At 62.1% G+C, this 24,148-nt stretch carries 21 protein-coding genes; 11 read left to right on the top strand and 10 right to left on the bottom strand.

Annotation, left to right across the window (positions count from 1 at the left end; genetic code table 11):
* Positions 1–3: 3 nt before the first annotated feature.
* On the bottom strand, positions 4–1,314 hold the full coding sequence (locus tag QMA15_RS24355) for a branched-chain amino acid ABC transporter permease (protein ID WP_037137305.1): 1,311 nt from the start codon (positions 1,312–1,314) through the stop codon (positions 4–6).
* A gap of 303 nt (positions 1,315–1,617) precedes the next feature.
* Here QMA15_RS24355 and polA point away from each other — a divergent pair, with 303 nt between their 5' ends.
* On the top strand, positions 1,618–4,365 hold the full coding sequence (polA, locus tag QMA15_RS24350) for a DNA polymerase I (protein ID WP_021344394.1): 2,748 nt from the start codon (positions 1,618–1,620) through the stop codon (positions 4,363–4,365).
* Between the two features lie 75 nt (positions 4,366–4,440).
* Here the strand turns inward: polA and trxA are convergent, their stop codons facing one another.
* Positions 4,441–4,812, bottom strand: coding sequence for a thioredoxin (gene trxA, locus QMA15_RS24345; RefSeq protein ID WP_003944106.1), 372 nt, complete (start codon positions 4,810–4,812; stop codon positions 4,441–4,443).
* Positions 4,813–4,886: 74 nt separating this feature from the next.
* Positions 4,887–5,882: a helix-turn-helix domain-containing protein gene (locus QMA15_RS24340; protein WP_182262518.1), complete on the bottom strand. Its 996-nt coding sequence runs from the start codon at positions 5,880–5,882 to the stop codon at positions 4,887–4,889.
* Positions 5,883–6,095: 213 nt separating this feature from the next.
* Between QMA15_RS24340 and QMA15_RS24335 the strand changes: the two genes are divergently transcribed.
* Positions 6,096–7,025 (top strand): DMT family transporter, encoded by a 930-nt coding sequence (locus QMA15_RS24335; RefSeq protein WP_070387004.1) that lies wholly within the window; start codon positions 6,096–6,098, stop codon positions 7,023–7,025.
* Here QMA15_RS24335 and QMA15_RS24330 read toward each other — a convergent pair.
* Entirely contained in the window at positions 6,970–7,545 is a 576-nt protein-coding gene (locus QMA15_RS24330; RefSeq protein ID WP_223257901.1) for a 2'-5' RNA ligase family protein, read from the bottom strand. The genes QMA15_RS24335 and QMA15_RS24330 overlap by 56 nt on opposite strands.
* Here QMA15_RS24330 and QMA15_RS24325 point away from each other — a divergent pair.
* The 4 genes from QMA15_RS24325 (at position 7,511) to QMA15_RS24310 (ending at position 11,401) form a co-directional block, all read left to right on the top strand.
* A complete protein-coding gene (locus tag QMA15_RS24325) occupies positions 7,511–8,608 on the top strand; it encodes an isocitrate/isopropylmalate dehydrogenase family protein (RefSeq protein WP_021334021.1) in 1,098 nt (365 codons plus the stop codon). The genes QMA15_RS24330 and QMA15_RS24325 overlap by 35 nt on opposite strands.
* A 206-nt stretch (positions 8,609–8,814) precedes the next feature.
* Positions 8,815–9,687 carry an ABC transporter substrate-binding protein gene (locus QMA15_RS24320; RefSeq protein WP_060939346.1) on the top strand — a complete coding sequence of 291 codons (873 nt, stop codon included), beginning with the start codon at positions 8,815–8,817 and terminating at the stop codon, positions 9,685–9,687.
* Positions 9,687–10,643, top strand: a complete 957-nt coding sequence (locus QMA15_RS24315; protein ID WP_290286985.1) for an amino acid ABC transporter permease — start codon at positions 9,687–9,689, stop codon at positions 10,641–10,643. The genes QMA15_RS24320 and QMA15_RS24315 overlap by 1 nt, the downstream gene beginning before the upstream one ends.
* The gene (locus tag QMA15_RS24310; RefSeq protein ID WP_003944053.1) at positions 10,640–11,401 is read left to right on the top strand and encodes an amino acid ABC transporter ATP-binding protein; all 762 of its coding nucleotides are present in this window, start codon (positions 10,640–10,642) and stop codon (positions 11,399–11,401) included. Before QMA15_RS24315 ends, QMA15_RS24310 begins: the two co-directional genes overlap by 4 nt.
* A 3-nt stretch (positions 11,402–11,404) precedes the next feature.
* Here the strand turns inward: QMA15_RS24310 and QMA15_RS24305 are convergent, their stop codons facing one another.
* Positions 11,405–12,250 carry a class I SAM-dependent methyltransferase gene (locus QMA15_RS24305; RefSeq protein WP_007728737.1) on the bottom strand — a complete coding sequence of 282 codons (846 nt, stop codon included), beginning with the start codon at positions 12,248–12,250 and terminating at the stop codon, positions 11,405–11,407.
* 336 nt (positions 12,251–12,586) lie between these two features.
* On the opposite strand from QMA15_RS24305, the gene rpsA reads away from it, so the two are divergent.
* On the top strand, positions 12,587–14,074 hold the full coding sequence (rpsA, locus tag QMA15_RS24300; RefSeq protein ID WP_019748632.1) for a 30S ribosomal protein S1: 1,488 nt from the start codon (positions 12,587–12,589) through the stop codon (positions 14,072–14,074).
* A gap of 174 nt (positions 14,075–14,248) precedes the next feature.
* Here the strand turns inward: rpsA and QMA15_RS24295 are convergent, their stop codons facing one another.
* Complete coding sequence (locus QMA15_RS24295) at positions 14,249–14,464, bottom strand: hypothetical protein (RefSeq protein WP_003944056.1); 216 nt, start codon at positions 14,462–14,464, stop codon at positions 14,249–14,251.
* Positions 14,465–14,623: 159 nt separating this feature from the next.
* Here QMA15_RS24295 and coaE point away from each other — a divergent pair, with 159 nt between their 5' ends.
* Positions 14,624–15,838 carry a dephospho-CoA kinase gene (coaE, locus tag QMA15_RS24290; protein ID WP_279164120.1) on the top strand — a complete coding sequence of 405 codons (1,215 nt, stop codon included), beginning with the start codon at positions 14,624–14,626 and terminating at the stop codon, positions 15,836–15,838.
* Positions 15,839–15,842: 4 nt separating this feature from the next.
* Here the strand turns inward: coaE and QMA15_RS24285 are convergent, their stop codons facing one another.
* Positions 15,843–16,361 carry a DUF402 domain-containing protein gene (locus tag QMA15_RS24285; protein WP_019748630.1) on the bottom strand — a complete coding sequence of 173 codons (519 nt, stop codon included), beginning with the start codon at positions 16,359–16,361 and terminating at the stop codon, positions 15,843–15,845.
* 86 nt (positions 16,362–16,447) lie between these two features.
* Between QMA15_RS24285 and uvrB the strand changes: the two genes are divergently transcribed.
* From uvrB to QMA15_RS24270, 3 genes are all read left to right on the top strand, one after another.
* The gene (gene uvrB, locus QMA15_RS24280; protein ID WP_019748629.1) at positions 16,448–18,610 is read left to right on the top strand and encodes an excinuclease ABC subunit UvrB; all 2,163 of its coding nucleotides are present in this window, start codon (positions 16,448–16,450) and stop codon (positions 18,608–18,610) included.
* 45 nt (positions 18,611–18,655) lie between these two features.
* A complete protein-coding gene (locus tag QMA15_RS24275) occupies positions 18,656–19,531 on the top strand; it encodes a hypothetical protein (RefSeq protein ID WP_029538185.1) in 876 nt (291 codons plus the stop codon).
* A 188-nt stretch (positions 19,532–19,719) separates the two neighbouring features.
* Positions 19,720–20,172: a universal stress protein gene (locus tag QMA15_RS24270; RefSeq protein WP_019748627.1), complete on the top strand. Its 453-nt coding sequence runs from the start codon at positions 19,720–19,722 to the stop codon at positions 20,170–20,172.
* Between the two features lies 1 nt (position 20,173).
* On the opposite strand, the gene QMA15_RS24265 is transcribed toward QMA15_RS24270, so the two are convergent.
* The 3 genes from QMA15_RS24265 to QMA15_RS24255 form a co-directional block, all read right to left on the bottom strand.
* Positions 20,174–20,635, bottom strand: a complete 462-nt coding sequence (locus QMA15_RS24265) for a DUF732 domain-containing protein (protein ID WP_084325639.1) — start codon at positions 20,633–20,635, stop codon at positions 20,174–20,176.
* 83 nt (positions 20,636–20,718) lie between these two features.
* A complete protein-coding gene (locus QMA15_RS24260; RefSeq protein ID WP_290286984.1) occupies positions 20,719–23,001 on the bottom strand; it encodes an ATP-binding domain-containing protein in 2,283 nt (760 codons plus the stop codon).
* Positions 23,002–23,132: 131 nt separating this feature from the next.
* A complete protein-coding gene (locus QMA15_RS24255) occupies positions 23,133–24,065 on the bottom strand; it encodes a DoxX family membrane protein (RefSeq protein WP_279164118.1) in 933 nt (310 codons plus the stop codon).
* Positions 24,066–24,148: the final 83 nt, after the last annotated feature.

Here is a 24,148-nt window from a genome sequence, read left to right as displayed (position 1 = left end):
TCGTCACCCGATCCTTTGTCTGGATCCGAGGATGCCCTGGGGGCGAACCACGAGGATCACGATCAAGACGAGAAGTCCGCCGATGTATTTGAGATCGGGGTTGATGATGAGCGTCGAGAGTTGGACCAGAAGTCCCACGATGACGCAGCCGAGTAGCGCCCCGTACGCGGTTCCCAGACCACCGAGGGTGATTCCGGCGAACATGAGCAGCAACAGTTTGAAGCCCATTTCCCACTGGACGCGTCCGCCGAGTTCGGAGATACCGAACAGCACACCGCCGAGGGCGGCCAATCCGCCGCCGAGCCCCCAGACGAACATGATCACGCGCTCGACGTTGATACCGGACGAAGCGGCGAGGTCACGATTGTCGGAGACGGCACGCATGGCCTTTCCGATGCGAGTCTTCTGCAGAAGCAGTGCGACGCCGACCAGGACGACCAGACTGACGATCATGACTATCGCGTTGGCGTCGGTCAGTGCGATCGGGCCCCAGTTCTTCTCGACCTGGCCCTGGTAGTCGTCGAACGGTTCGGCGCGGTCGGAGAAGAAGATCAGGATCAAGTAGCGCAATGAAATCGCGAGACCGATCGAGACCACCAATTGCGCGATCAACCCGGTCTTGCGCTTACGCAGTGGTTTCCAGACGATTCCGTTGGTCAGCAGGCCGATGCCGATGCCGACGAAGATCGCGAGGATCGTGGCGGGAATCAGCGGAACGCCGAAGGACGTGTTGATCACCCAGGCAGCTACGGCTCCTAACGTCACCATCTCGCCGTGAGCGAAGTTGGTCAGGCCAGTGGTGCCGTAGATCAGGCTCAAACCCACACCGGCGATCGCGATCACGAGGCCGAACCGCAGACCGTCGACCGTCGTGCGGATCAGCTTCTCGCCGAAGCTGACATTCGAGGCGGTACGTACCTCGCCGAACGAGAAGATCACGGTGTTCGCGCGGCCGGCCACCACCTCGCGTTCGACAGCGGCTTGCACACTGACCCCGTCGGGAAGTGTGTCGGCAACGATCTCGAAGGTGTAGGTGCCCGGTGCCACGGCCAGTTCCCAACGGCCGTTCGATGCCGATCCTCCGGTGGCGACTTCCGTACCGGAAGAATCGAGCGCACGGACGGTGACGCCCTCGAGGCGTGTGCCGCCGTTGTTGAGATTGCCGCTGACGGGGACAGCGTTGTCGGGAACCGGTGCTGTCGGTGTTGCGGATGCTGTCGGGGTCGGCGGTGTAGGGGAAGTGGTCGGTTCCTGAGCCGAAGCAGTTCCGGCCAGGCTGAGTAATGCGAAGAACGTCAGTAATGCAAAGGCCAGTAGTCGGCTGAGTGTCGCGAGGGTCTGCCGTTTCACTACGGGTGGGGCCACGTACGTCCTCCGAGCGGGTCGGGAATAGCGCGTCTGGACAAAGGTGCCGCGCAGCACAGGGATTGTTTCGTTGCTGCGATTTCCGGACTCTAACGGCTCCGTTCGCTTCAGATGGGGTTCTGAGATTTCCGGGATGTTTCGGTTCCGTATCGAAGGCCGAAGGCTGCATCAATTGTCCGATTCTTGTGTCTGTTCCTGCGTAAACAACGGCGAAGGCGTCGATGTCGGTCGCGATCCCTAGACTGATGAACCGTGAGCCCCGCAACCACAACTCGGTCCAGCACGTCCACCGCTTCAGCCGGCACCACCGGCAAGGCGGACGATCGCCCTCTTCTGATGCTTCTCGACGGGCATTCGTTGGCATTTCGCGCCTTCTATGCGCTGCCTGCAGAGAACTTCAAGACACACAGTGGGCAGGCCACCAACGCGGTGTACGGCTTCACGTCGATGTTGATCAACCTTCTTCGTGACGAGCAGCCCACCCACTTGGCCGCGGCTTTCGACGTGTCGCGTCAGACGTTTCGCGCCGACCTGTTCCCCGAATACAAGGCGCAGCGCGCGAAGGCTCCGGACGAATTCAAGGGCCAGATCGACATCACCAAGGACGTTCTCGGCGCGCTGGGCATCCCGGTCATGGCCGAGGAAGGTTTCGAGGCCGACGACGTGATCGCCACGTTGACCACGCAGGCGGAGGCACTCGGATACCGGGTTCTCGTCGTGACCGGCGACCGCGACTCGCTGCAGCTGGTGACCGACAACGTCACTGTGCTCTACCCGAAGAAGGGTGTCTCGGAGCTCACCCGATTCACGCCGACGGCCGTCGAGGAGAAGTACAGCCTCACTCCGTCGCAGTATCCGGATTTTGCTGCCCTGCGCGGCGACCCGAGTGACAACCTCCCCGGTATCCCCGGCGTCGGCGAGAAAACCGCTACCAAGTGGATCCGTGAGTACGGCGACCTGCAGGGACTGGTAGACAACGTGGACAAGGTCCGCGGCAAGGTAGGCGACTCGCTACGCGAGAACCTTGCAAACGTCCTGCTCAATCGTCAGCTCACCGAGATGGTTCGCGACGTTCCGTTGCCGTACACGCCCGAGCAGTTGGTGTTGGCCCCGTGGGACCGCGAGAAGATTCATGCGTTGTTCGACGATCTCGAGTTCAAGGTTCTCCGCGATCGACTGTTCGCGACCCTGTCGTCGTCCGAGCCCGAAGCAGAGGAAGGGTTCGAGGTCAGCGGCGACGCACTTGCCCCGGGTGCGGTTGCCGCGTGGCTCGACGCCCACGCGCGAACCGGTGAGCGTCACGGCGTCACGGTGCTCGGAACCAGAACTCCGTTTGCCGGCGACGTCACTGCACTCGCGATCGCGGCCTCCGACGGTGAATGTGCATACATCGCGGCGTCGACGGCAACACCGGAAGACGAAGCAGCTCTCGGTGATTGGCTCGCCGATGCATCGCAGCCGAAGGCGCTGCACGAAGCCAAGTGGGCGATCCATGCTCTGCGTGGGCGTGGTTGGACGCTCGGTGGACTGACCAGCGACACTGCTCTGGCCGCATATCTCGTCCGGCCGGGCCAGCGCAGCTTCAATCTCGACGACCTCTCGCTCCGCTACCTCAAGCGTGAACTGCGCGCCGAAACATCCGGCCAGGAACAGCTTTCACTGCTCGACGACACCGAACAGCTCGATGCCGAAGCAGCCGAGACCGCGATGCTCAGCGCTCAGGCCGTTCTCGACTTGGCAGCTGCACTGGACACCGAGTTGGAGTCGATCGAGTCCAAGTCGCTCCTCTCCGACATGGAACTGCCGTTGACGATCGAGCTCGCTCAGATCGAGGCCACCGGCATCGCCGTCGACAGCGCGCATCTGCACGATCTTCAGAGCCGTTTCGCCTCCCAGGTCGCCGACGCCGCAAACTCCGCGTACGAGGTGATCGACAAGCAGATCAACCTGGGTTCGCCGAAGCAGCTGCAGGTGGTCTTGTTCGAAGAACTCGACATGCCCAAGACGAAGAAGACGAAGACGGGCTACACCACCGACGCCGAGGCGTTGCAGGGTCTGTTCGACAAGACAGGACACCCGTTCCTCGAACACCTTCTCGCGCACCGTGATGCGACGCGTATGAAGGTGACCGTCGACGGTCTTCTCAAGGCCGTGGCCGAAGACGGTCGCATCCACACGACGTTCAACCAGACGGTTGCCGCGACCGGGCGTCTGTCGTCGACCGATCCGAACTTGCAGAACATCCCGGTGCGAAACGACGCGGGGCGCGAGATTCGCGACGGATTCGTAGTCGGGCAAGGTTTCGACGTTCTGCTCACTGCCGACTACAGCCAGATCGAAATGCGCATCATGGCGCACGTGTCAGGCGACGAGGGACTGATCGAGGCATTCAACACCGGTGAGGACCTGCACAGCTTTGTCGGCTCGCGCGCATTCGGAGTTCCGATCGAAGAGGTCACTCCTGAACTGCGTCGCCGGGTCAAGGCGATGTCCTACGGTCTGGCCTACGGGCTCAGTGCCTACGGATTGGCGTCGCAGCTGAAGATTTCGACCGAAGAAGCGAAGCAGCAGATGGATGCGTACTTCGCTCGTTTCGGCGGCGTGCGGGATTACCTCCACGCGGTGGTCGAGCAGGCACGTAAGGACGGCTACACCTCGACGCTCTACGGCCGTCGTCGCTACCTGCCGGACCTCAACAGCGACAACCGTCAGCGTCGTGAGGTGGCCGAACGTGCTGCCCTGAATGCGCCGATCCAGGGCACCGCAGCCGACATCATCAAGGTCGCGATGATCAATGTTCAGAAGGCTCTCGCCGACGCCGGATTGAAGTCGCGCATGCTGCTGCAGGTGCACGACGAATTGGTGCTCGAAGTGGTCGCCTCCGAGTTGGAGGAAGTCACCGCACTGGTCAAGGACAAGATGGCCACAGCCATCGAGTTGTCGGTACCCCTGGACGTTTCGGTGGGAACCGGTCGAAGCTGGGACAGCGCGGCTCACTGAGTCGGCGCCAAGGCAGCCTGGCTACGAAAAGAGCGCGCTCCGAATCGAATTCGATTCGGAGCGCGCTCTCTTTCGCTATTCAGCTGAAGCGGTCTGCTCTGCGATCTGCTTGCGGACCTCGTCCATGTCGAGTGCCTTGACCTGAGTGACGAGCTCTTCGAGCTGAGCGGCGGGAAGAGCGCCGGCCTGGTTGAACACGAGTACGCCTTCGCGGAAGGCCATGATCGTGGGGATGGAGCGGATGTTCGCGGCCGCTGCGATTCCCTGCTCGGCCTCGGTGTCGACCTTGGCGTGAACGACGTCGGCGTGCTTCTCCGAAGAGGCTTCGAACGTCGGTGCGAACTGGCGGCACGGGCCGCACCAGGAGGCCCAGAAGTCCACGAGGACGACGTCGCTGCCGTTGATCGTTTCGTCGAAGTTCTGCTGGGTGAGTGTCTGGGTGGCCACAGGGGTCCTTTCCATTGTGCGGGCTGTTGGTGTGTGCAACGCCCCGGAACCGCTGATTCTTCCCTGAGCCGATTTCAGCTTGCGTTCTCGGTCGCCCGAAACGTCCGGCGGTAGGCCTGGGGCGTGGTGCAGCGAAGCCGGATGAAGTGCTGGCGAAGCACGGCGCCGCCGCCGAAACCGACGCGTTCCGCGATGACATCGACGGAGAGGTCCGAATTCTCCAGGAGTTGCTGGGCGGCCAGTACTCGCTGATCGCTGAGCCAGCGGGCGGGAGTTGTTCCCGTTTCCGCTTGGAAACGGCGGGCAAATGTGCGAGCGGACATGTTCGCTCGGGCCGCGACCATTCCGACAGTGAGGTCGAGGGCGAGATGCTCCGTCATCCAGTCGAGGAGTGGGGCAAGGGTTGCACTCGGCGTCGAGGTGAGGGGAGTGGCGACGTACTGGGCCTGCCCACCGTCACGGTGGGGTGGCACCACCATCCTTCTCGCGATGCCGTTGGCGACACGAGAACCCTGTTCCTTTCGCACGATGTGCAGGCACAGATCGATTCCTGCCGCGGTGCCTGCGCTGGTGAACACCGGATCTTCGTCCACGTACAACACGTCCGGATCGACCTTGGCTTCCGGATACGTCTGGGCAAGCCTCTCTGCGTGCCGCCAATGCGTCGTGCATCGCCTTCCGTCCAGTAGTCCAGCCGCGCCGAGGACAAACGCTCCGGTGCACAGGCTCGCCACCTTGGCGCCCCGGGCTACGGCCTCGTTGAGTTTGACCAGCAGGGGATCGACACTCGAGTCGGGACTCGGTGAGCACATGTACGCGTCGCCGGCGTCGTAGGTTCCGCCGGCGGAAACGACGATGAGGTCGGCGTCGTCGAGAGAATCGAGGTTGTACGGAACATCGATGTTGTAACCGAACCGCGTTCGGATCGGGCCCGGAACTGCGGCGATCAGCGAGAAGTCGTACGTGGGGAGGCCGTCGTCGGATCGGTCGAAGCCGAAGACTTCACATGCCACGCCGAGTTCGAACGCCTCGGTCATCGGCATCAGTGGGACCACCACTTTCGCGAGCATCTTTCGAGTGTGACAGAAAAACGGGAAAGTGGCAGAAAATCGTCCAAGTCTGGCTTTTCTGCCACTACTGCAACGTGGGACATTCCGTCAGGCTGGACACATGGCAATCATCGTCGTCAGCCTCTTGGTCCTACTGGTCCTGAACGTACTAGCTCTTGCCGGCCGAACGCCCGACACTCGTCACGACGTCAGTCCGCACGGAGACTTCACCCTTTGAGGGCAAGTCTGGCCTTTCAATACACCGCAGCTGCGGTGGTGTGGGGAGCCAGTTTCCTCTTCATGAAGATCGGGCTCGAAGGTCTGTCCTTCACGCAGGTAGTTCTGTGGCGCTTGGTCTTCGGTGCGCTCGCGCTGGTTCTCGTGTCAGCGGTCAGCCGGATCGGCCTACCGAGGGAATTTCGTGTCTGGAAGCACCTGGCTTTTCTCGCAGCGACGCAATGCATCGTTCCGTGGCTGCTGTTCAGTTGGGCGGAGCAAAACATGTCCTCGGGACTCGCGAGCATCTACAACGCCACCACGCCACTGATGACTATGGCTGTCTCCCTTGCCTTTCTGCCGGGGGAGACGCTGACGCGATACAAGTCGCTGGGGTTGCTTCTCGGATTCGGTGGGGTGCTGATCGTGTTGGCGCCGTGGAATCTCGGCGTTGGCGGAAGTGTGAGTGCTCAGGTCGCTTGCCTGGGAGCGACTGCGTCGTACGGGATTTCGTTTGTCTACCTCAGGCGTTTCGTGCTTCCTCTCGGCGTCGACACTCGTACGGTCGCGCTTGTGCAGATCAGTATCGGTGCTTTCGTGATGGTTCTGGCCTCTCCGGTCGTCGCAAACACGCCGATGCACCTCACGCCGGCAGTTGTCCTGTCGATGATCGCTCTGGGCGCACTGGGGACCGGGCTCGCATTCATCTGGAACACCAACGTCGTTCAGGGGTGGGGGCCGACTGCGGCGTCCACCGTCACTTATCTCAGTCCAGTGGTGGGCGTCGCTCTCGGCGCAATAGTCTTGGACGAAAGCGTTGGCTGGAATCAGCCGGTTGGTGCGCTGGCGGTGATCGCGGGAATCCTGGTGACCCGACGTGCAACCCGCTCTGTCACACCGGCGGTGTCAGTAACCATTCCGTCTTCTGTTCGCCGTCCCAGCGCCTGATCCCGCCGCTGCGCCCTTGAATCACGTCGGTGCCCAGCAGGGCGATGGCTTCACCCAGACGTGCAGGTTCGACGCGTCGGGCGAGCGTCACATGAGGCGTCCACGCGCCGGGCTCGACGTGGGCGGGAAGTGCCGTCGAGCCAACTGTTGACTCGGCTATTTCTCGGTGCAGGTGAAGGAGTGCACGCGAAGGAACAACCGAGCGCGCCAAGACCATCTGCTTGCCGCCGAACACGACGTAGCCACCCAGCCGGACCTCGAAGTCCGGGGCCGAGAAGCGCCGCACCAACAGTTCGTCGATCTCCGCGGGGATCTCACGGGCGACGAACAGCGTGATGTGCGGACGGTTGGACGGGCTGTGATGAGAGGCCTGACTCGGTAATCCGGCGTCGGCGAGAAGCTGCCATTGTGCTCGCACTGCCGACTCACTCACCGGATCGAGGAGCAATTCCACCGACTGGACCATGGTGAGCAATGATTGCCTGATGACAGGTGCGAGCGCAATCGGTACTCCGGCCATGCGGCTGGGACTCATGCACGGCGACGGAATCGGCCACGAAATCGTCCCGGCGACACGGCAGATCGTGGATGCGGCGCTGTCATCGGTTCATGCTCCGCCCGTCGAGTGGGTCGAGCTTCCGCTCGGGAGTACGGCCATCGACACTCACGGCACGCCAATTCCCGACGAAACCATCGATGCGTTGGGGCAGCTGCAAGGATGGATCCTCGGACCCCATGACAGCGCGTCGTATCCCGAGAGGTTTCGCGGACAACTCACCCCCGGCGGCGTCATCCGGAAAAAGTTCGAGTTGTTCGCGAATATCCGACCGGCAGCAGCGTTCCCCGGCGTCAAGGCGATGGTCCCCGACATGGATCTGGTGATCGTCCGCGAGAACACCGAGGGGTTGTACGCGGATCGGAACATGGCAGTGGGCAGCGGCGAATTCATGCCGACGCCAGACATCGCCCTGGCCGTCGGTGTGTTCACCCGCGCTGCATGCGAACGGATCGCACGCACTGCCTTCGCGTTGGCGTCGCGTCGGCGCAATCACGTCACGATCGTCCACAAGGCCAACGTCCTGACACTGACCACCGGCCTCTTCCGCGACGCCTGCCGAACCGTCGCCGCGGAGTACCCCCACGTAGTCGTCGACGACGAGCACGTCGACGCGATGGCGGCGCACCTCGTTCGACGCGGCGGAGACTTCGACGTCGTGGTGACCGAAAACATGTTTGGCGACATTTTGTCGGATCTGGCGGGCGAGCTGTCCGGTTCACTCGGAACCGCGCCGTCGATCAACGCTTCCGAGACGCAGGTCATGGCTCAGGCTGCGCACGGTGCAGCACCCGACATCGCCGGGAAGAACCGGGCGAACCCGACGGCACTGTTCCTCTCGAGTGCGATGATGCTCGACTGGCTCGGTGATGCGCGCGGAGATCGGTTGTTGTCTGCGGCGGCACGCCGCATTTCAGACGCGGTTCGTACGACCATCGCGTCGGGTATCGCGACCGCGGACCTCGGCGGTTTGGCATCGACCAGCGAATTTTCCGAAGTCGTGTACGCACACACTCTGCGTCGCTGATTCTTGTACGACAGGCCGGAATCTTGCGAAGTCGGCGACGGTGGAACTCCTGCCGTAACCTACCGTTCGACTGAATTTCGGATGGACGTTGCAAGTGCGGCGATCGACGAGTGGAGAGCAGAGTCGTGGTCGATGAAAACGCACGGGCACCAAGGCCACGTGGCGTGGGTTATGGCTCGAGCAGTGGCGGGCGTATCCGCACCAACGTGGTGCGAGTCCTGTTGGTGGGCTTGATCGTCGCACTGTGCGGCGGATGTGTCACCAACAACGAGGGCCTCGTTCCGGAGGGGCCGCCACTTGACATCCAGAAGGTGCCCGAGATCGCCGCCCTGTTGCCCCCGAACGTCAGGGAGTCGGGCAAGCTGCAGGTCGGGGTCAACATTCCTTACGCACCAAACGAATTCAAAGATGAGAATGGCAAAATCGTCGGCTTCGACGTCGACATCATGAACGCAGTGGCGACTGTGCTCGGGGTCGAAGCTGTCTATAACCAGGCCGACTTCGACAAGATCATCCCCGCTATCCAGTCGGGAAGCTACGACCTCGGCATGTCTTCGTTCACCGACTCCAAGGAGCGGGAGAAGTCGGTCGACTTCGTCACGTACTACAGCGCAGGTATCCAGTGGGCTCAGCGGCCGGACAATCCCGTGGACCCGAACAATGCGTGTGGGTTGCGAGTGGCGGTACAGACCACAACTACCGAGGACATCGACGAAGTACCCGCCAAGAGCGAGGCATGCGTCGCTGCGGGCAAGCCGCCCATCGAGAAGATCAAGTACGACAGTCAGGACGATGCGGCCAATGCTCTCATCCTGGGTCGAGTCGACGCGTTGTCCGCTGATTCGCCAGTGACCGGCTACGCGATCAAACGGAGTAAGGGGCGGATGGAAGCTGCCGGTGAGCCCTTTGATTCCGCGCCGTACGGCTGGCCGATCGTGAAGGGTTCCGCCCTTGGTCCCGCCCTGCAGCAGGCAATGCAGTACCTGATCGACAACGGTGTCTATCAACAGATCGCGCAGACCTGGAGTGTCGAGGCCGGCGTCATCGAAGTATCCAAGATCAACGGCGCGGAAAGCTGATGAACATGACAACAACTGAGACTGGCGATCCGGCGCCGATCAAGGCGATCCCACTGCGCAGACCGGGCCGATGGGTCGCAGCAGTCGTGGTGGTGGTCCTGGTGGGGCTCTTTATCTACGGTTCGGCGACCAATGAACAGTTCGGCTGGGCGACTTACCGCCAGTACCTCTTCGACGCTCGAATTTCGAAGGCCGCCTGGGTCACCATTCAACTGACAGTTCTGTCGATGGCAGCCGCGATCGTTCTGGGCATCGTCCTCGCGGTAATGCGGCTGTCGCCGAACCCGGTGCTGAAGTCCGCTGCCTGGGTGTATTTGTGGGTCTTCCGCGGCACGCCCGTTTACGTCCAGCTCGTCTTCTGGGGTCTCTTCCCCTCCATATACAAGAGCATCGATCTCGGCGTTCCGTTCGTCCATCAGTTCGTGCATTTCGACATGCAAGATCTCCAGGCGGCGTTTCTCTTCGCAGTCATCGGACTCGCATTGAACGAGGCGGCGTACATGGCCGAAATCGTCCGTGCAGGTATCGCCTCGGTCAACGAAGGTCAGACCGAAGCGTCAGTGGCTTTGGGAATGACGTGGGGCCAGACGATGCGGCGAACGGTCCTTCCCCAGGCGATGCGGGTGATCATCCCACCGACCGGCAACGAATTGATCAGCTTGCTCAAGACGACTTCGCTGGTGACCGCAGTGCCGTTGAGTACCGAACTCTACGGACGAGCGAGAGACATATCCGGTGCAAATTTCGAGCCGATCCCACTCTTGATGGTCGCGGTTACGTGGTACCTCGCAATGACCAGTGTTCTCATGGTCGGCCAGTACTACGTCGAACGCCACTATTCGAAAGGGTCGACGAGGACGCTTACCACTCGCCAGCTTCAGGCACTCGCCGACGCACAGGGCAAAGAAACGGTAGTGGAGACACTCCCGGATATTCCAGGAGGAGAACGCAGATGACACCGATGGTCAAGGCAGACCGGGTCTGTAAGAACTTCGGCGCGCTCGAGGTTCTCAAAGGGGTCTCACTCGAAATCGATCCCGGCCAAGTTCTGTGCCTCGTCGGGCCGTCCGGGTCGGGCAAGTCGACGTTCTTGCGCTGCATCAATCACCTCGAGCAGGTCAACGCCGGCCGACTGTACGTCGACGGCGACCTGGTGGGCTACTCGGAGAAGAACGGCAAACTGTACGAACTCCACCCGCGAGCAGCGGCCAAACAACGCCGCGACATCGGGATGGTGTTTCAGCACTTCAACCTGTTCCCGCACCGCACCGCTCTCGAGAACATCATCGAAGCGCCGACGCAGGTGAAGCGCGTCAGTAAGAAGAAGGCTGTCGAACGAGCGAAGGACCTCCTCGATCAGGTCGGGTTGAGCGCCAAAGCCAACGCCTACCCGGCCCAGTTGTCGGGTGGTCAGCAGCAAAGAGTTGCCATCGCCCGCGCTCTCGCGATGGACCCGAAGCTCATGCTGTTCGACGAGCCGACGTCCGCGCTCGACCCCGAACTCGTCGGTGAAGTTCTCACTGTGATGAAGCAATTGGCCAAAGAAGGCATGACGATGGTGGTCGTCACCCACGAGATGGGTTTCGCCCGCGAGGTCGCAGATCAGTTGGTGTTCATGGACGGGGGAGTTGTGGTCGAGGCAGGCGAGCCCCGGGAACTCCTGGCCAATCCGCAGCACGATCGGACCAAGGCGTTCCTGTCGAAGCTGCTGTAGCCGTCAGGGTTTGACGGCGCTGAAAATTGCAGTGCCCGGAAAGAGTTGGCCGCGCAGGGGACTCCACTGTCCCCATTCGCGGTCCAACCACTCCGGCCATTCGGGCTCGATGATGTCGCGCACCTGAAGTCCGGCCGCGACGATCTCACGAACCCGGTCGCCGATGGTGCGGTGATGCTCGACGTAGGTGGGGACTCCGTTGTCATCGACCTCGACATACGGGGTGCGGTCGAAGTAGGGGAGGGTCGCGGTCAAGCCCTTCGGCCCGGGATCGTCGGGGAAGATCCATCGGATCGGATGGTTGACGGCAAAGACCCACGATCCGCCGGGACGCAGAACCCGGGCGACTTCGTTCATCACTCGCTGCGAATCGGCAACGAACGGGACGGCGCCGAACGCAGAACAGACGATGTCGAAACTCTCGTCGGCAAACGGCAGGAGTTCCGCACTTGCCTGAATCAACGGGACTGCCGGTCCGCCGGCATTCATCGCGTCCTGCCCGCGGGCGAGCATCCCCATCGAGATGTCGAGACCGACGGCCCGAGCACCGTGTCCGGCGAGCCATCGGGCACACGGCGCCGAGCCGCAACCCACTTCCAATATGTCTTTGTCGACTATGTCGCCGAGTAAGTGGTGATCGCCCTCGTGCAGCCCTTCGGGGCACCAGACGAATTCACCTTCCGCGCTGTTCACGCCCAGAAACTCGCCGTGGGTTCGGTGGTAATCGTCGGCGTCGGCGTCCCACCACGCACGGCTGGCACGGTCGCTGGCACTGGAATCGACACGGACCCGGCCGACACCGCTGGTGCCGAGAATGGAATTGGCGGCGGCATGGCGCTCGTCAGACATGAACAACACAGTAGAACGGGCGATGCGGGCGCAGGGTACCCGGGTTTGCCCGGCAAGATAGCCGACGCGTAGTCTTACTCACGCGAGTGTCTGTCATCCGACCGATTGTCTATACGGGATCTTTACCAAGGTCTCGGAATCAGTTGGACCGAGGGAGCTCGCGGTGCGCTTCCGTGGTGTGGAATGTGATCCGGTATTCGGTTGTTCGTTATTGATGCAGCTGGGTACTTCGATCTAGTACTTCAAAAGTACTTCCAACATTTGTACGCCACAGTTGCGCATCTCGTCCGACAAAATCCATCAACCGACCACAACTCGTCCGGAGCAATTCAACATATGCCCTCCACAACCGTCACCTCGCCGCAGGTTGCCATTAACGACATTGGCTCCGCCGAGGACTTCCTCGCCGCCATCGATGCCACGATCAAGTACTTCAACGATGGTGACATCGTCGAAGGAACCATCGTCAAGGTCGACCGCGACGAGGTTCTGCTCGACATCGGTTACAAGACCGAAGGTGTCATCCCTTCTCGTGAGCTCTCCATCAAGCACGACGTCGACCCCAACGAGGTCGTCTCCGTGGGAGATGCGGTCGAGGCTCTCGTCCTCACCAAGGAGGACAAAGAAGGTCGACTGATCCTGTCGAAGAAGCGCGCTCAGTACGAGCGTGCCTGGGGCACCATCGAGGAGCTCAAGGAGAAGGACGAGGCCGTCAAGGGCACCGTCATCGAGGTCGTCAAGGGCGGCCTCATCCTTGACATCGGTCTTCGTGGCTTCCTCCCCGCTTCGCTCGTCGAAATGCGTCGCGTCCGCGACCTCCAGCCGTACGTCGGCAAGGAGATCGAGGCCAAGATCATCGAGCTCGACAAGAACCGCAACAACGTGGTCCTGTCGCGCCGCGCATGGCTCGAGCAGACTCAGTCCGAGGTTCGCAGCGAATTCCTGCACCAGCTCCAGAAGGGCCAGGTCCGCAAGGGCGTCGTGTCCTCCATCGTCAACTTCGGTGCATTCGTGGACCTGGGCGGCGTAGACGGTCTGGTTCACGTTTCCGAGCTGTCTTGGAAGCACATCGATCACCCGTCCGAGGTTGTCGAGGTCGGCACCGAGGTCACCGTCGAGGTTCTCGACGTCGACCTGGACCGCGAGCGCGTCTCCCTGTCGCTCAAGGCAACGCAGGAAGATCCGTGGCGTCAGTTCGCCCGCACGCACGCCATCGGCCAGATCGTGCCCGGCAAGGTCACGAAGCTGGTTCCGTTCGGTGCATTCGTGCGCGTCGAAGAGGGAATCGAAGGCCTCGTTCACATCTCGGAGCTCGCTGAGCGCCACGTCGAGGTTCCGGACCAGGTTGTCGGCGTCGGCGACGATGCACTCGTCAAGGTCATCGACATCGACCTCGAGCGTCGTCGTATCTCGCTGTCGCTGAAGCAGGCCAACGAGGATTACAACGCCGAGTTCGATCCGTCCAAGTACGGCATGGCCGACTCGTACGACGAGCAGGGCAACTACATCTTCCCCGAGGGCTTCGATCCCGAGACCAACGAATGGCTCGAGGGCTTCGACAAGCAGCGCGAAGAGTGGGAGAACCGCTACGCCGAGGCTGAGCGTCGCCACAAGATGCACACCACTCAGATGGAGAAGACCGCTGCAGACGAGGCCGCTGAGGCTGCCACCGCTGCTGCTGGCTACTCCTCGGAGACGGCTGCTGCAGACGACGCCGAGGCTCCGGCTGCTGCCGGCTCCGCTCCGGCAGAGTCCGCTGGCGGATCGCTTGCCAGCGATGCACAGCTCGCCGCACTTCGCGAGAAGCTGTCGGGCAACGCATAAGGATTACCGCTTGATCTGATCAAGCGAGATCTGTGAAGAACCCCGCCCCTGCACTTGCAGGGGCGGGGTTCTTTTCTCGGTCAGGTACCACTGGCACGCGAAGAACTCAGTGAGTGAATACAGAAATGACCGGCACCGTAGGGTTGCCGGCCATTTTGTACTTCGTGAAAAAACTCAGTTTGCGGGAGCAGGCACCCAGTAGGTGGCGGTTGCTTCGGCTGTGCGCTTACGCATCGATGCGAAGCTGTGTCGGCCTTGGCTCACGAGCATCGTGAACCACGTACGACGGTGCTCTGCCAGGGCGAAAGCAACTTCGGGAAACTCTATGCAGTGCACGCCGTTCGGCATTCCGAGGCGGTGCTGACCGTGATGGTCGCGATCTGCTCGCATGGCGTCCACTTTCTCGAGAAGGTGCAGGTACAGGTGCGTTCGCTAGAACATAACCGCACGGTCGCCGAAATTGTGGTATTTGAGCCTCGAACGCCCCGGCGTGTTCGATCGGTAGGCGTGTCTCAATCTCTCGGGCGCGGAGATGAGAGACTGTCGAGTGTGTTGAGAGTAGGCCTCACTGGAGGCATCGGAGCCGGTAAGTCGACAGTGTCGAAAATCCTCAGCGAACTGGGAGCCGTCATCGTCGATGCCGACCTGATCGCCCGAGAAGTGGTCGAGCCCGGTACTCCTGGCCTTGCCGCTCTGGTCGACGCATTCGGCGACGGGATTCTGTCGGAGGACGGCAGCCTCAACCGCCCCGCGCTGGCCTCGTTGGCGTTTGCCGACGACACGTCACGCGGAACTCTCAATGGCATCCTCCACCCGCTGATCGGTGCGCGGACGATGGAGCAGATCTCGTCTGCGCCGTCGGATGCAGTGCTCGTTCAAGACATTCCGCTGTTGGTCGAGGGTTCGATGGCGCCGGCGTTCAACCTCGTCGTCATCGTCTACGTCGACGAGCAGGAACGAGTTCGACGCTTGGTGGGCTCACGCGGCATGCCGGAATCCGACGCTCGTGCGCGCATCGCAGCGCAGGCACATGACGATCAGCGTCGTGCGGTTGCCGACGTGTGGCTCGACAACAGCGGAGAGCCGGGTTCACTCGACGACGTGGTCCGCGACCTGTGGGCGAATCGACTTGTACCTTTCGAGAAGAACCTCCGCGAGCGCACGGTAGTACGTGCACTGCCGGAGCTGGCTCCAGCTGACCCGTCGTGGCCGGCACAGGCCGAACGGATCATCGGCCGGTTGTCGCTGGCGTCCCGCGACCGCGCGCGCCGTATCGATCACATCGGATCGACCGCGGTGCCTGGTCTCGATGCCAAGGACGTGATCGACATTCAGATCACTGTCGAGCACCTCGGCGTTGCCGACGACCTCGCGGAAGATCTGGCCGCTGCCGGGTTCCCCCGGATCGAGCACATCGTCGCCGACGACCCGAAACCGTCGTACCTCGGTGGTGAAACCGATCCGGCGGTGTGGGCGAAGCGGATTCACGGCAGTGCCGATCCAGGGCGCCGCGCGAACATTCACATTCGGGTGGACGGTTGGCCCGGTCAGCAGTTCGCGATCCTCTTCCGCGACTGGCTTCGCGCCGATGCGTCGGCGCGTGCCGAGTATGCCGAACTCAAGGTCAAGGCAGCCGAGAGTGTCGCAGGCATCGACGACTACGCCGCTGCGATCGACGCCTACCTGGGCGTCAAGACGCCGTGGTTCGACGCCGCTTTCCACCGGGCGTGGGAGTGGGCCGAGAAATCAGGCTGGTCCCTCTAACCGCTCAGCGCCACGTGACCGGCATGCCCACCGAGGTGAGCCAGGCGTCGAGATCGTGACCGTGGGCGGCGATGCCGTCGATAGCGCGGGCGGCGTTCAGCATCGCGCGCTCTGACGTCTTCGGGTCGAGAATGCCGGCGGTGTTCGCCTCGAGCAATTCGTCGACGTCGAGCAATTCGATGCTGCGTCCGGTCTGCACGATCAGGTCGAGGTAGTGGTCCTCGGAGGTCCAGACATGCTCGCCGCGGATGAAGTCGCCGATGTCGACATAGAAATCCCAGTCGCGGACATGCTCTGGTGTGAAGTGGAAAATCGATGCTCGAATTCCGAGTTCGGGAATGATCCAGGACTCCAGGTAGTGAAACCGGGGATGGTCGGCGTGGCGCGCCATGTACAGCCCCCACGGTTCTTCGCGGTAGTGCTCGACCGGGCGAACGAAACCCTTGGGATCGACGTTGGTGCGAGCTGCGATGTCGAAGGTTTCGACCTTCGGCCGGTGAATGTGGGGACGTTCCTCGCTCATGGTCGAAGAACCTACCGCCGAACTGCATTTTCGGCTGAACGCGGACGAGCAGGCATTGTGTCGGTGGGTGCGCCTACCCTGGTTTCATGGCGTTTGCTTCCGAACATCCCGTGGTCGCGCATTCCGAGTTTCGGCCGGTTGGTGACATCGAGCGCTCAGACGCGCGCTTCGAGGTCGTCAGCCCGTACGAACCGGCAGGCGATCAGCCGGCAGCTATCGCCGAGCTTGAAAAACGGATCAATGAGGGAGAGAAGGACGTTGTCCTCCTCGGTGCGACCGGTACCGGTAAGTCCGCGACAACAGCGTGGTTGATCGAAAAGCTGCAGCGCCCGGCTTTGGTGATGGCTCCGAACAAGACCTTGGCGGCTCAGCTCGCGAACGAGCTTCGGGAAATGCTTCCCAACAACGCGGTCGAGTACTTCGTCTCGTACTACGACTACTACCAACCCGAGGCGTACATCGCCCAGACGGACACTTACATCGAGAAGGATTCGTCGGTCAATGACGACGTCGAGCGGCTTCGCCACTCGGCAACGTCCAGCCTTCTGTCACGACGGGATGTGGTCGTGGTGGCCTCGGTGTCGTGCATCTACGGCCTCGGTACACCGCAGTCGTATCTCGATCGCTCGATTCAGCTCGACGTCGGTGTCGAGGTACCGCGCGACGCGTTCCTCCGTCTGCTCGTCGACGTTCAGTACAACCGCAACGACATGGCGTTCACGCGAGGTTCGTTCCGCGTGCGCGGCGACACGGTCGAGATCATTCCTTCCTACGAAGAGCTGGCGGTCCGCATCGAATTCTTCGGTGACGAGATCGAGGCGCTGTACTACCTACATCCACTGACCGGGGACATCGTTCGCCAGGTCGACACGGTTCGCATCTTCCCGGCGACGCACTACGTCGCCGGTCCTGAACGCATGGAGCGTGCAGCCAAGGACATCGAGGCGGAACTGGAAGAGCGGCTCGCGGAACTCGAGGGCAAGGGCAAGCTTCTCGAAGCTCAGCGTCTGCGCATGCGAACGCAGTACGACCTAGAGATGATCAAGCAGGTCGGATTCTGCTCCGGCATCGAGAACTACTCGCGCCACATCGACGGCCGTGGCCCCGGAACTGCCCCCGCAACTTTGATCGACTATTTCCCCGAAGATTTCCTGCTGGTCATCGACGAGTCACATGTGACCGTTCCGCAGATCGGCGCCATGTACGAGGGCGATATGTCGCGCAAGCGCAACCTGGTCGAATTCGGATTCCGGCTACCGTCGGCAACCGATAACCGCCCTCTGACTTGGGAAGAATTCAGTAAGCGGATCGGTCAGACCGTCTACCTGTCGGCGACGCCCGGTAAGTACGAGTTGGGTCAGTCCGGCGGTGAGTTCGTCGAGCAGGTGATTCGCCCGACCGGATTGATCGATCCCGAGGTCATCGTCAAACCCACCAAGGGGCAGATCGACGATCTCGTTCACGAGATCCGTGAGCGTGCCGAACGCGACGAGCGTGTGCTGGTCACGACGTTGACCAAGAAGATGTCGGAAGACCTGACCGACTACCTTCTCGAACTCGGAATTCGCGTCCGGTATCTGCACTCGGATATCGATACGCTCCGGCGAGTCGAGCTGCTCCGGCAGCTCCGCCTGGGCGAGTACGACGTGTTGGTCGGCATCAACCTCCTGCGTGAGGGACTCGACCTCCCCGAGGTGTCGCTGGTCGCGATCCTCGATGCCGACAAGGAAGGCTTCCTCCGTAGCTCCACCAGCCTCATTCAGACGATCGGTCGAGCGGCTCGAAATGTGTCCGGTCAAGTGCACATGTATGCGGACAAGATCACCGCATCCATGGCGCAGGCCATCGAGGAAACCGAGCGGCGACGCGAGAAGCAGGTCGCCTACAACGAGAAGATGGGCGTCGACCCACAACCGCTACGCAAGAAGATCGCGGACATTCTCGATCAGGTGTACGAGGAGGCAGAGGACACAGCGGCGTCCGTGGACGTCGGTGGTTCGGGTCGCAATGCGACGCGTGGTCGGCGTGCGCAGGGCGAGGCCGGTCGTGCGGTCAGTGCGGGTGTGTACGAGGGGCGCGACACCAAATCGATGCCTCGGGCCGAATTGGCAGATCTGGTCAAGGAACTCACCGATCAGATGATGAACGCTGCACGCGACCTTCAGTTCGAGTTGGCTGGGCGATTGCGAGACGAAATCTCGGATTTGAAGAAGGAGCTCCGAGGGATGGACGCCGCGGGTCTCAAGTAGGTCGCCTCGCGTGGGTTCGTGCTCTCGACCGCTACGGTTTCAGGTATGGATGCACAGACTGCAGGCAAGACCGCGCGGACTCTCGAACTTCTCCACTCGTTGGCGTACTTCGTCCCGGAGACGGAGAAGGAGCTTGTCGGCGTCGGGTTGGAGCCCGGCCGAATGGTGTACTTCGCAGGGCGATCAGCACCGCTCGGCGCTCCACCCGCGACTGTCGTCACGGCCACCTTCTTCAACTTCAATCCCGAACTGATCGCCAGCGTCATCCCACGTGCCTGGGAATTGGCAAGGCCCACAGAGGTTGTCGCCGCGCGGTATCGGGCAATCGACGCGGCGTACGTCCGCCTGTTCGGTGCGGACGTGACAGGATCGGCAGACATGGCCGAGGCCGCCGAACTCGTGTCGATCGCGGCTCAGAACATCCCCGGAGTGGACGGCCGCCCCCTGTATGCGGGTTGGGCGTCGCTCGACTGGCCGACCGAACCGCACCTGCGTTTCTGGCACGCGCTGACACTGCTGCGTGAGTATCGCGGCGACGGCCACATTGCGGCTCTTCAGACCGCGGGATTGAACGGCCTGGACGCGTTGATCACGCACACCGCGACGGGAATCGGGTTTCAGCGCAAGTTCGCGCAGACTCGCCGCGGATGGTCGCAGGAACAGTGGGACGAGGCCGTCGAGAGTTTGAAGGACCGCGAACTGCTGGATCGTTCGTCCGGTGCACTGACCGAGGACGGGCAGGAACTGCGTGACGTCGTCGAAGACCTGACGGACGACCTCGCTTTGGCTCCGTGGGATGCGCTGGGTGAGGAGGGTGCCAAGCGGTTGCTGGAATTGGCGACGCCGTGGCGTACCGCCCTGGTCGAGCAGGAAGTTTTTCCGGCGGCGCTGTTCGGGCCCCGCTTCGGCAAACTTCGCTGAGTGGTCACCGCCGCACAAATGTGTCTGTGACGAAGAATCACATTCATTGTGGGCTTGTGGCGTGTACTGCAAATAACACTATCCGCGGCACAATCCCGCTAATGTCAGCGCAGCGGTTGTCGAGCGGGCGCAACAGCGTTGCGCTCGGTGCCGGCCGTACCGTCCGTCCCGTAACCATGGAGGAATGAATGAGTGCCTACCGGACCGTTGTCGTAGGAACCGATGGCTCCGAGTCGTCACTGAAGGCAGTCGACAGAGCTGCCGCCATTGCCAGTGGCTCGGACGCTCAGCTCGTCATCGCATGTGCGTACTACCCGGCTGATCCCAAGGACGTGAGCGCTGCCGCTGATGCGTTGGGTAACGAGGCCTACCAGGTCACCGGTTCCGCTCCGACCTACGAGATCCTTCGCACCGCTCGTGAGCGCGCACATGCCCAGGGTGCAAAGGATGTTGTCGAGCGCGCTATCGTCGGCGCTCCCGTCGAATCGCTTCTCGCTTTGCTCGACGAGGTCAAGGGTGACTTGCTGGTCGTCGGAAATCGCGGATTGAACACACTGACCGGGCGTCTGCTCGGATCGGTGCCTTCCGATGCGGCGCGCAAGGCGACATCCGATGTCCTGATCGTGCACACCGTTCGCTGACCTATCGGCAGTAGTCGGCCTCGGCCGCATCGACGAACACTTCAGCCAGCTGATCGGCGCTGGGGGGCGTTGTCGATGCGGCCGAGTCGTTTCCGGTGGTGACCATCGGTTCGCTCGCGCCGTTCAGCGATACCGTCCGCAGATTCGCGATGATCATCTCTCGATCCGTGCCGGCCGCGAGTTGCTGGCAGACGCCGTCACCGAGCGCCTGCAACATGTCGTCGGAAAAGGCGGGCTTGACCCCCGTAGACGCGAGCGCCGCCCGCAACCGTTCGGCATCGTCTACCGGTTTTTCGGTCGGTGCGGCAGCAACGGCAGCGATGTCGTCGCTTCCTGCAGCAGCCGTTGAACTCGAATCATCCTCTGAACAACCGGCTGTCACCGCTGCAAGCATCCCGACACCGATCACCACGCGAGCGATCTTGCGGATGGGTGCGGCGGAACTTGCGGGCAGGCCAAGCACGAGGGGTCATTCCTTCAGTCGTCGACACAAATTGGGGTGACACCACGATTCGTGGTGTCACGCACGAACCTACTCCGTGAGGCTCACGAATCGAAGGCCAACTCTGCTGCCGCGACGCCGTCGAGAACCGCGGGGAGCGACTCGACGTGAATGATCCCGAGCCTCTGGGTAGCGCGGGTCAACGCGACGTAGAGGTCGTTCATTCCGCGTGGTGACTCGTCGAGAATGTCGGCAGGTTCGACGATCAACACGGTGTCGAACTCGAGTCCCTTGACGTCCTTGACCGACAGGACACTTACGGTCTCACTCGCAATGCCCGCCAGAACGGCAACGACCTCGGAACCGGCGATCACTGCGGTGATACCGGGATGCGACTCGGACTCGATGCAACGGCGCACGGTCGATTCCAATTCTTCGGCCGTGGTCTTGAGTGCCCACGGCGCGAATCCGCTGTCGCGTACCGACCGGGGCACGGATTGCTCCGGGTCGATCTCTTCGAGCACACGGTGCGCGACATCTATGATCTCCGAGGGAGTTCGGTAGTTGACGGTCAGTTCGGTGAGCTTCCAGCGCTTGGCGACGTAAGGCTCGAGAATCTTCTGCCAGGACGAGGTTCCCGCGGGATCACCGGTCTGAGCTGTATCGCCGACCAACGTCATCCAGCGATTCGGTATGCGCCGCATCAGCATTCGCCACGCCATTTCGGAGAGCTCTTGGGCTTCGTCGACGATCACGTGACCGTAGGTCCAGGTTCGGTCGCCGGCAGCGCGTTCTGCCGTGGTCTGGCGCTGGCCCTGATCGTGGCGCTGGGCGAGTTGGCTGGCGTCGATCAAGTCGTACGCCATCAAGATCTCGGGGTCCAGCTCGTCTTCGAGATCCTGTGGTGCAGAGCCGGTGAGGATGTCGAGGGCGCCCTGGGCGTCGGCGATCTGCGCGCGCCATTCACGTTGTGCGCGTTCGCGTTCGGCGGCATCGTCGACTCCGAGGATCTCGGCCAGTTCATCGAGTAGGGGAGCGTCTGCCGCACTGAAACCCGGTCCGACGCTCTGCAGAAGCTCGTCGCGTTGGGCGTCGTCGAGTTGCGGCGCTGCCTTGGCCAACCTCGCCGGAGAGGTCCACAGTTCCGCGAGGATTTGCTGCGGCGACAATTCAGGCCACAGCTTTCCGATGGCGGACATGATGTCCGCGTCCTCACGCATCTCGTCGCGAATGTCGGCGATGTCGTCCCGACTGAGGAGTGAGCCGCCGTCCACGAGGTTGCCGCCGATGAGTTCGGCCATCTGCAGTGCCAACGCCTCGATGACTGCTGCCACGAAGATCGGGCGCGCCAGGTTGTGTGGGCGACGCGACGACCGAGCACGTCCGCGAGCCTTCGTGACAGTCTTGCGATCCAGCTTCAAGTCGTACGTGTCGAATCGAAGGGTGATCGGCTTCGACGGGACTTCCTGCCGATCCCGGACGGCGTTCTTGAGTACGTCGAGGATCGCGAGGGAACCCTTGATCTCACCGGCGGCGAGGGAATCCGTACGAGTCGCACGCACTCCGGGGTACAGGTCCCCGATCGTCGAGAGCAGAACTCCGGTCTCACCGAGTGAAGGAAGGACCTGGCTGATGTAGTCGAGGAACGTCGCGTTCGGCCCGATGATGAGAACACCGGCCTTGGCCAGTTGCTGGCGGTAGGTGTAGAGCAGGAACGCGGCACGGTGAAGGGCGACCGCGGTTTTGCCGGTACCCGGACCGCCCTGGACCACCAGAACGCTTTTGTGCTCGGAGCGGATGATGGCATCCTGCTCACTCTGAATGGTCTCGACGATGTCGTTCATCTGACCCGTACGCGCTGCGTTCAGAGCGTCCAGGAGTGCGCTCTCACCGGCGACGCCGCCGGCTTCGGTCACCACGCCGGCGGCTCGGGCAGCGTCGAGGTCCAGGTATTCGTCGTTGATTCCGGTGACTGTTCGGCTCCGACTGCGGATATGGCGTCGTCGCTTGACGCCCTCAGGTGCCGCGGGCGTCGCCAGATAGAACGGGCGTGCCATCGGAGCTCGCCAGTCGAGCAGTAGCGTTTCGTAGTCGTTGTCGGTGTCCAGAATTCCGAGTCGGCCGACGTAGCGTCGCTCGTCGTCGAAGTCGATGCGTCCGAAACACATTCCGTTCTCGGCTGCGTCGTACTTGGCGAGATCCTCGGTGTACATGGCATTGAAGGATTCGCGTTCACTGCGTGCTTGCGGGGTTCCGCCGGTCTCGAGGAGGACCGTGCTCAAGCGAGTTTGGGCATACTTTCGAAGATCGTCGAGACGGGAGTACAACATCGTCACGTACTGCTGCTCGAGCTCTTGCTCGTTCAGTGACGGGTCCGCGTCGGGCAAAGGATCTCCTAGGCTTGATGAGAAATTCACGCGCTGCAAAAGCGCCAAGACAGTCTAGTTCCCCCAGATGAACTGCCGCATAGATACAGGTCAGGCCACCCGAAGGTGGCCTGACCGTGTTTTCGGTGCACTCAGTGCGTCAATTCGTCCTTCTTGGCGCGAGCCTTTTCGAGCGCCTTCTCGGCGCGCTTTCGGGCACGTTTACCCAGCACCTCGGTCTGCTCCGACGCCGTTTCGGCCCACTCGTTGCTCTTTTCGAGCGCGAGTTCGGCGAACTCGGAGCTGCGCTTGCTCGCCAGCTCTGCCAGTTCGGCGCTGCGCTCGCGTGCGGTCTCGGCCAGTTCGGAGCCGCGCTTCTGCGCGACTTCGAGGATGTCCGGGCCGCGTTCTTTGGCGACCTCTCCGAATTCAGCGGCACGCTTGCTCGCGATCTCCGCGAACCCGGAGCTGCGCTCCTTGGCAAGTTCGAGCCAATCCGTGCCGTGCGCCTTCGCGGTTTCGGCAAGTTCGGAACCGCGTTCGGACGCCACCGACAGAGCGTGTTCGACGCGATCGCTCGTGTGATCGGTCTGCGATGCGACCAACGGAAGTGCCGCGGCTATAGACGCCTGGGCCTTCTTCGCGGCGCGGCGGCCACGCCAGCCGAGCGACGGCTTGCCCTCGGTGTCGACGGACGCGATCATCAGTCCGCCGAGCAAGCTGACGTTCTTGATGAAGTTGGTCCGCTGCATCGCTCGCAGTGACGGATCGGTTTCGTTCCAGAAGTCGTGACCGGCAAGCGTGGTCGGTACCAGGCTCCCCGCGAGGACCAACGACGCGACACGCGGCGCCTTGCCGGTGGCCAGCAGGGCACCGCCGCCGATCTGGACGGCGGCGTTGATCTTGACGAGTGTTTCCGGATCAGCAGGCACCTTCTGCGTCACTGCTCCTGGCAGCGTCTCGACGGATTTGTCGATCAGCGGTGACGCTTTGGCTGCTCGCTGAGCGGGGTTGCGCAAAGCATCGATTCCCCCGGCGATGAAGATCGTGGAAAGCAGTGGACGAGCAATTCGACGTACCAGCATGTTTCAAGCCTCCCGATGTAGGTTCGTTTTCCACCCTAGCGATCTCACAAGGAATTGGTCCGGTTCGGCGATCCCGCGACGCC

This window comes from Rhodococcus sp. APC 3903 (genome assembly GCF_030407755.1).
GTDB lineage: Bacteria > Actinomycetota > Actinomycetes > Mycobacteriales > Mycobacteriaceae > Rhodococcus_F > Rhodococcus_F erythropolis.
This window is presented reverse-complemented; position numbering and strand designations above follow the sequence as displayed.

Bases quoted from the DNA above. Each gene is read 5' to 3' on its own strand.
- QMA15_RS24285 (WP_019748630.1), bottom strand. From the start codon at position 16,361: ATGAGCGAGGAACGTCCCCACATTCACCGGCCGAAGGTCGAAACCTTC.
- QMA15_RS24315 (WP_290286985.1), top strand. From the start codon at position 9,687: ATGAACATGACAACAACTGAGACTGGCGATCCGGCGCCGATCAAGGCG.
- uvrB (WP_019748629.1), top strand. From the start codon at position 16,448: ATGGCGTTTGCTTCCGAACATCCCGTGGTCGCGCATTCCGAGTTTCGG.
- QMA15_RS24275 (WP_029538185.1), top strand. From the start codon at position 18,656: ATGGATGCACAGACTGCAGGCAAGACCGCGCGGACTCTCGAACTTCTC.
- QMA15_RS24340 (WP_182262518.1), bottom strand. From the start codon at position 5,882: ATGCTCGCGAAAGTGGTGGTCCCACTGATGCCGATGACCGAGGCGTTC.
- QMA15_RS24295 (WP_003944056.1), bottom strand. From the start codon at position 14,464: ATGCGAGCAGATCGCGACCATCACGGTCAGCACCGCCTCGGAATGCCG.
- QMA15_RS24325 (WP_021334021.1), top strand. From the start codon at position 7,511: ATGACAGGTGCGAGCGCAATCGGTACTCCGGCCATGCGGCTGGGACTC.
- rpsA (WP_019748632.1), top strand. From the start codon at position 12,587: ATGCCCTCCACAACCGTCACCTCGCCGCAGGTTGCCATTAACGACATT.
- QMA15_RS24310 (WP_003944053.1), top strand. From the start codon at position 10,640: ATGACACCGATGGTCAAGGCAGACCGGGTCTGTAAGAACTTCGGCGCG.
- QMA15_RS24330 (WP_223257901.1), bottom strand. From the start codon at position 7,545: ATGGCCGGAGTACCGATTGCGCTCGCACCTGTCATCAGGCAATCATTG.
- QMA15_RS24305 (WP_007728737.1), bottom strand. From the start codon at position 12,250: ATGTCTGACGAGCGCCATGCCGCCGCCAATTCCATTCTCGGCACCAGC.
- QMA15_RS24255 (WP_279164118.1), bottom strand. From the start codon at position 24,065: ATGCTGGTACGTCGAATTGCTCGTCCACTGCTTTCCACGATCTTCATC.
- QMA15_RS24270 (WP_019748627.1), top strand. From the start codon at position 19,720: ATGAGTGCCTACCGGACCGTTGTCGTAGGAACCGATGGCTCCGAGTCG.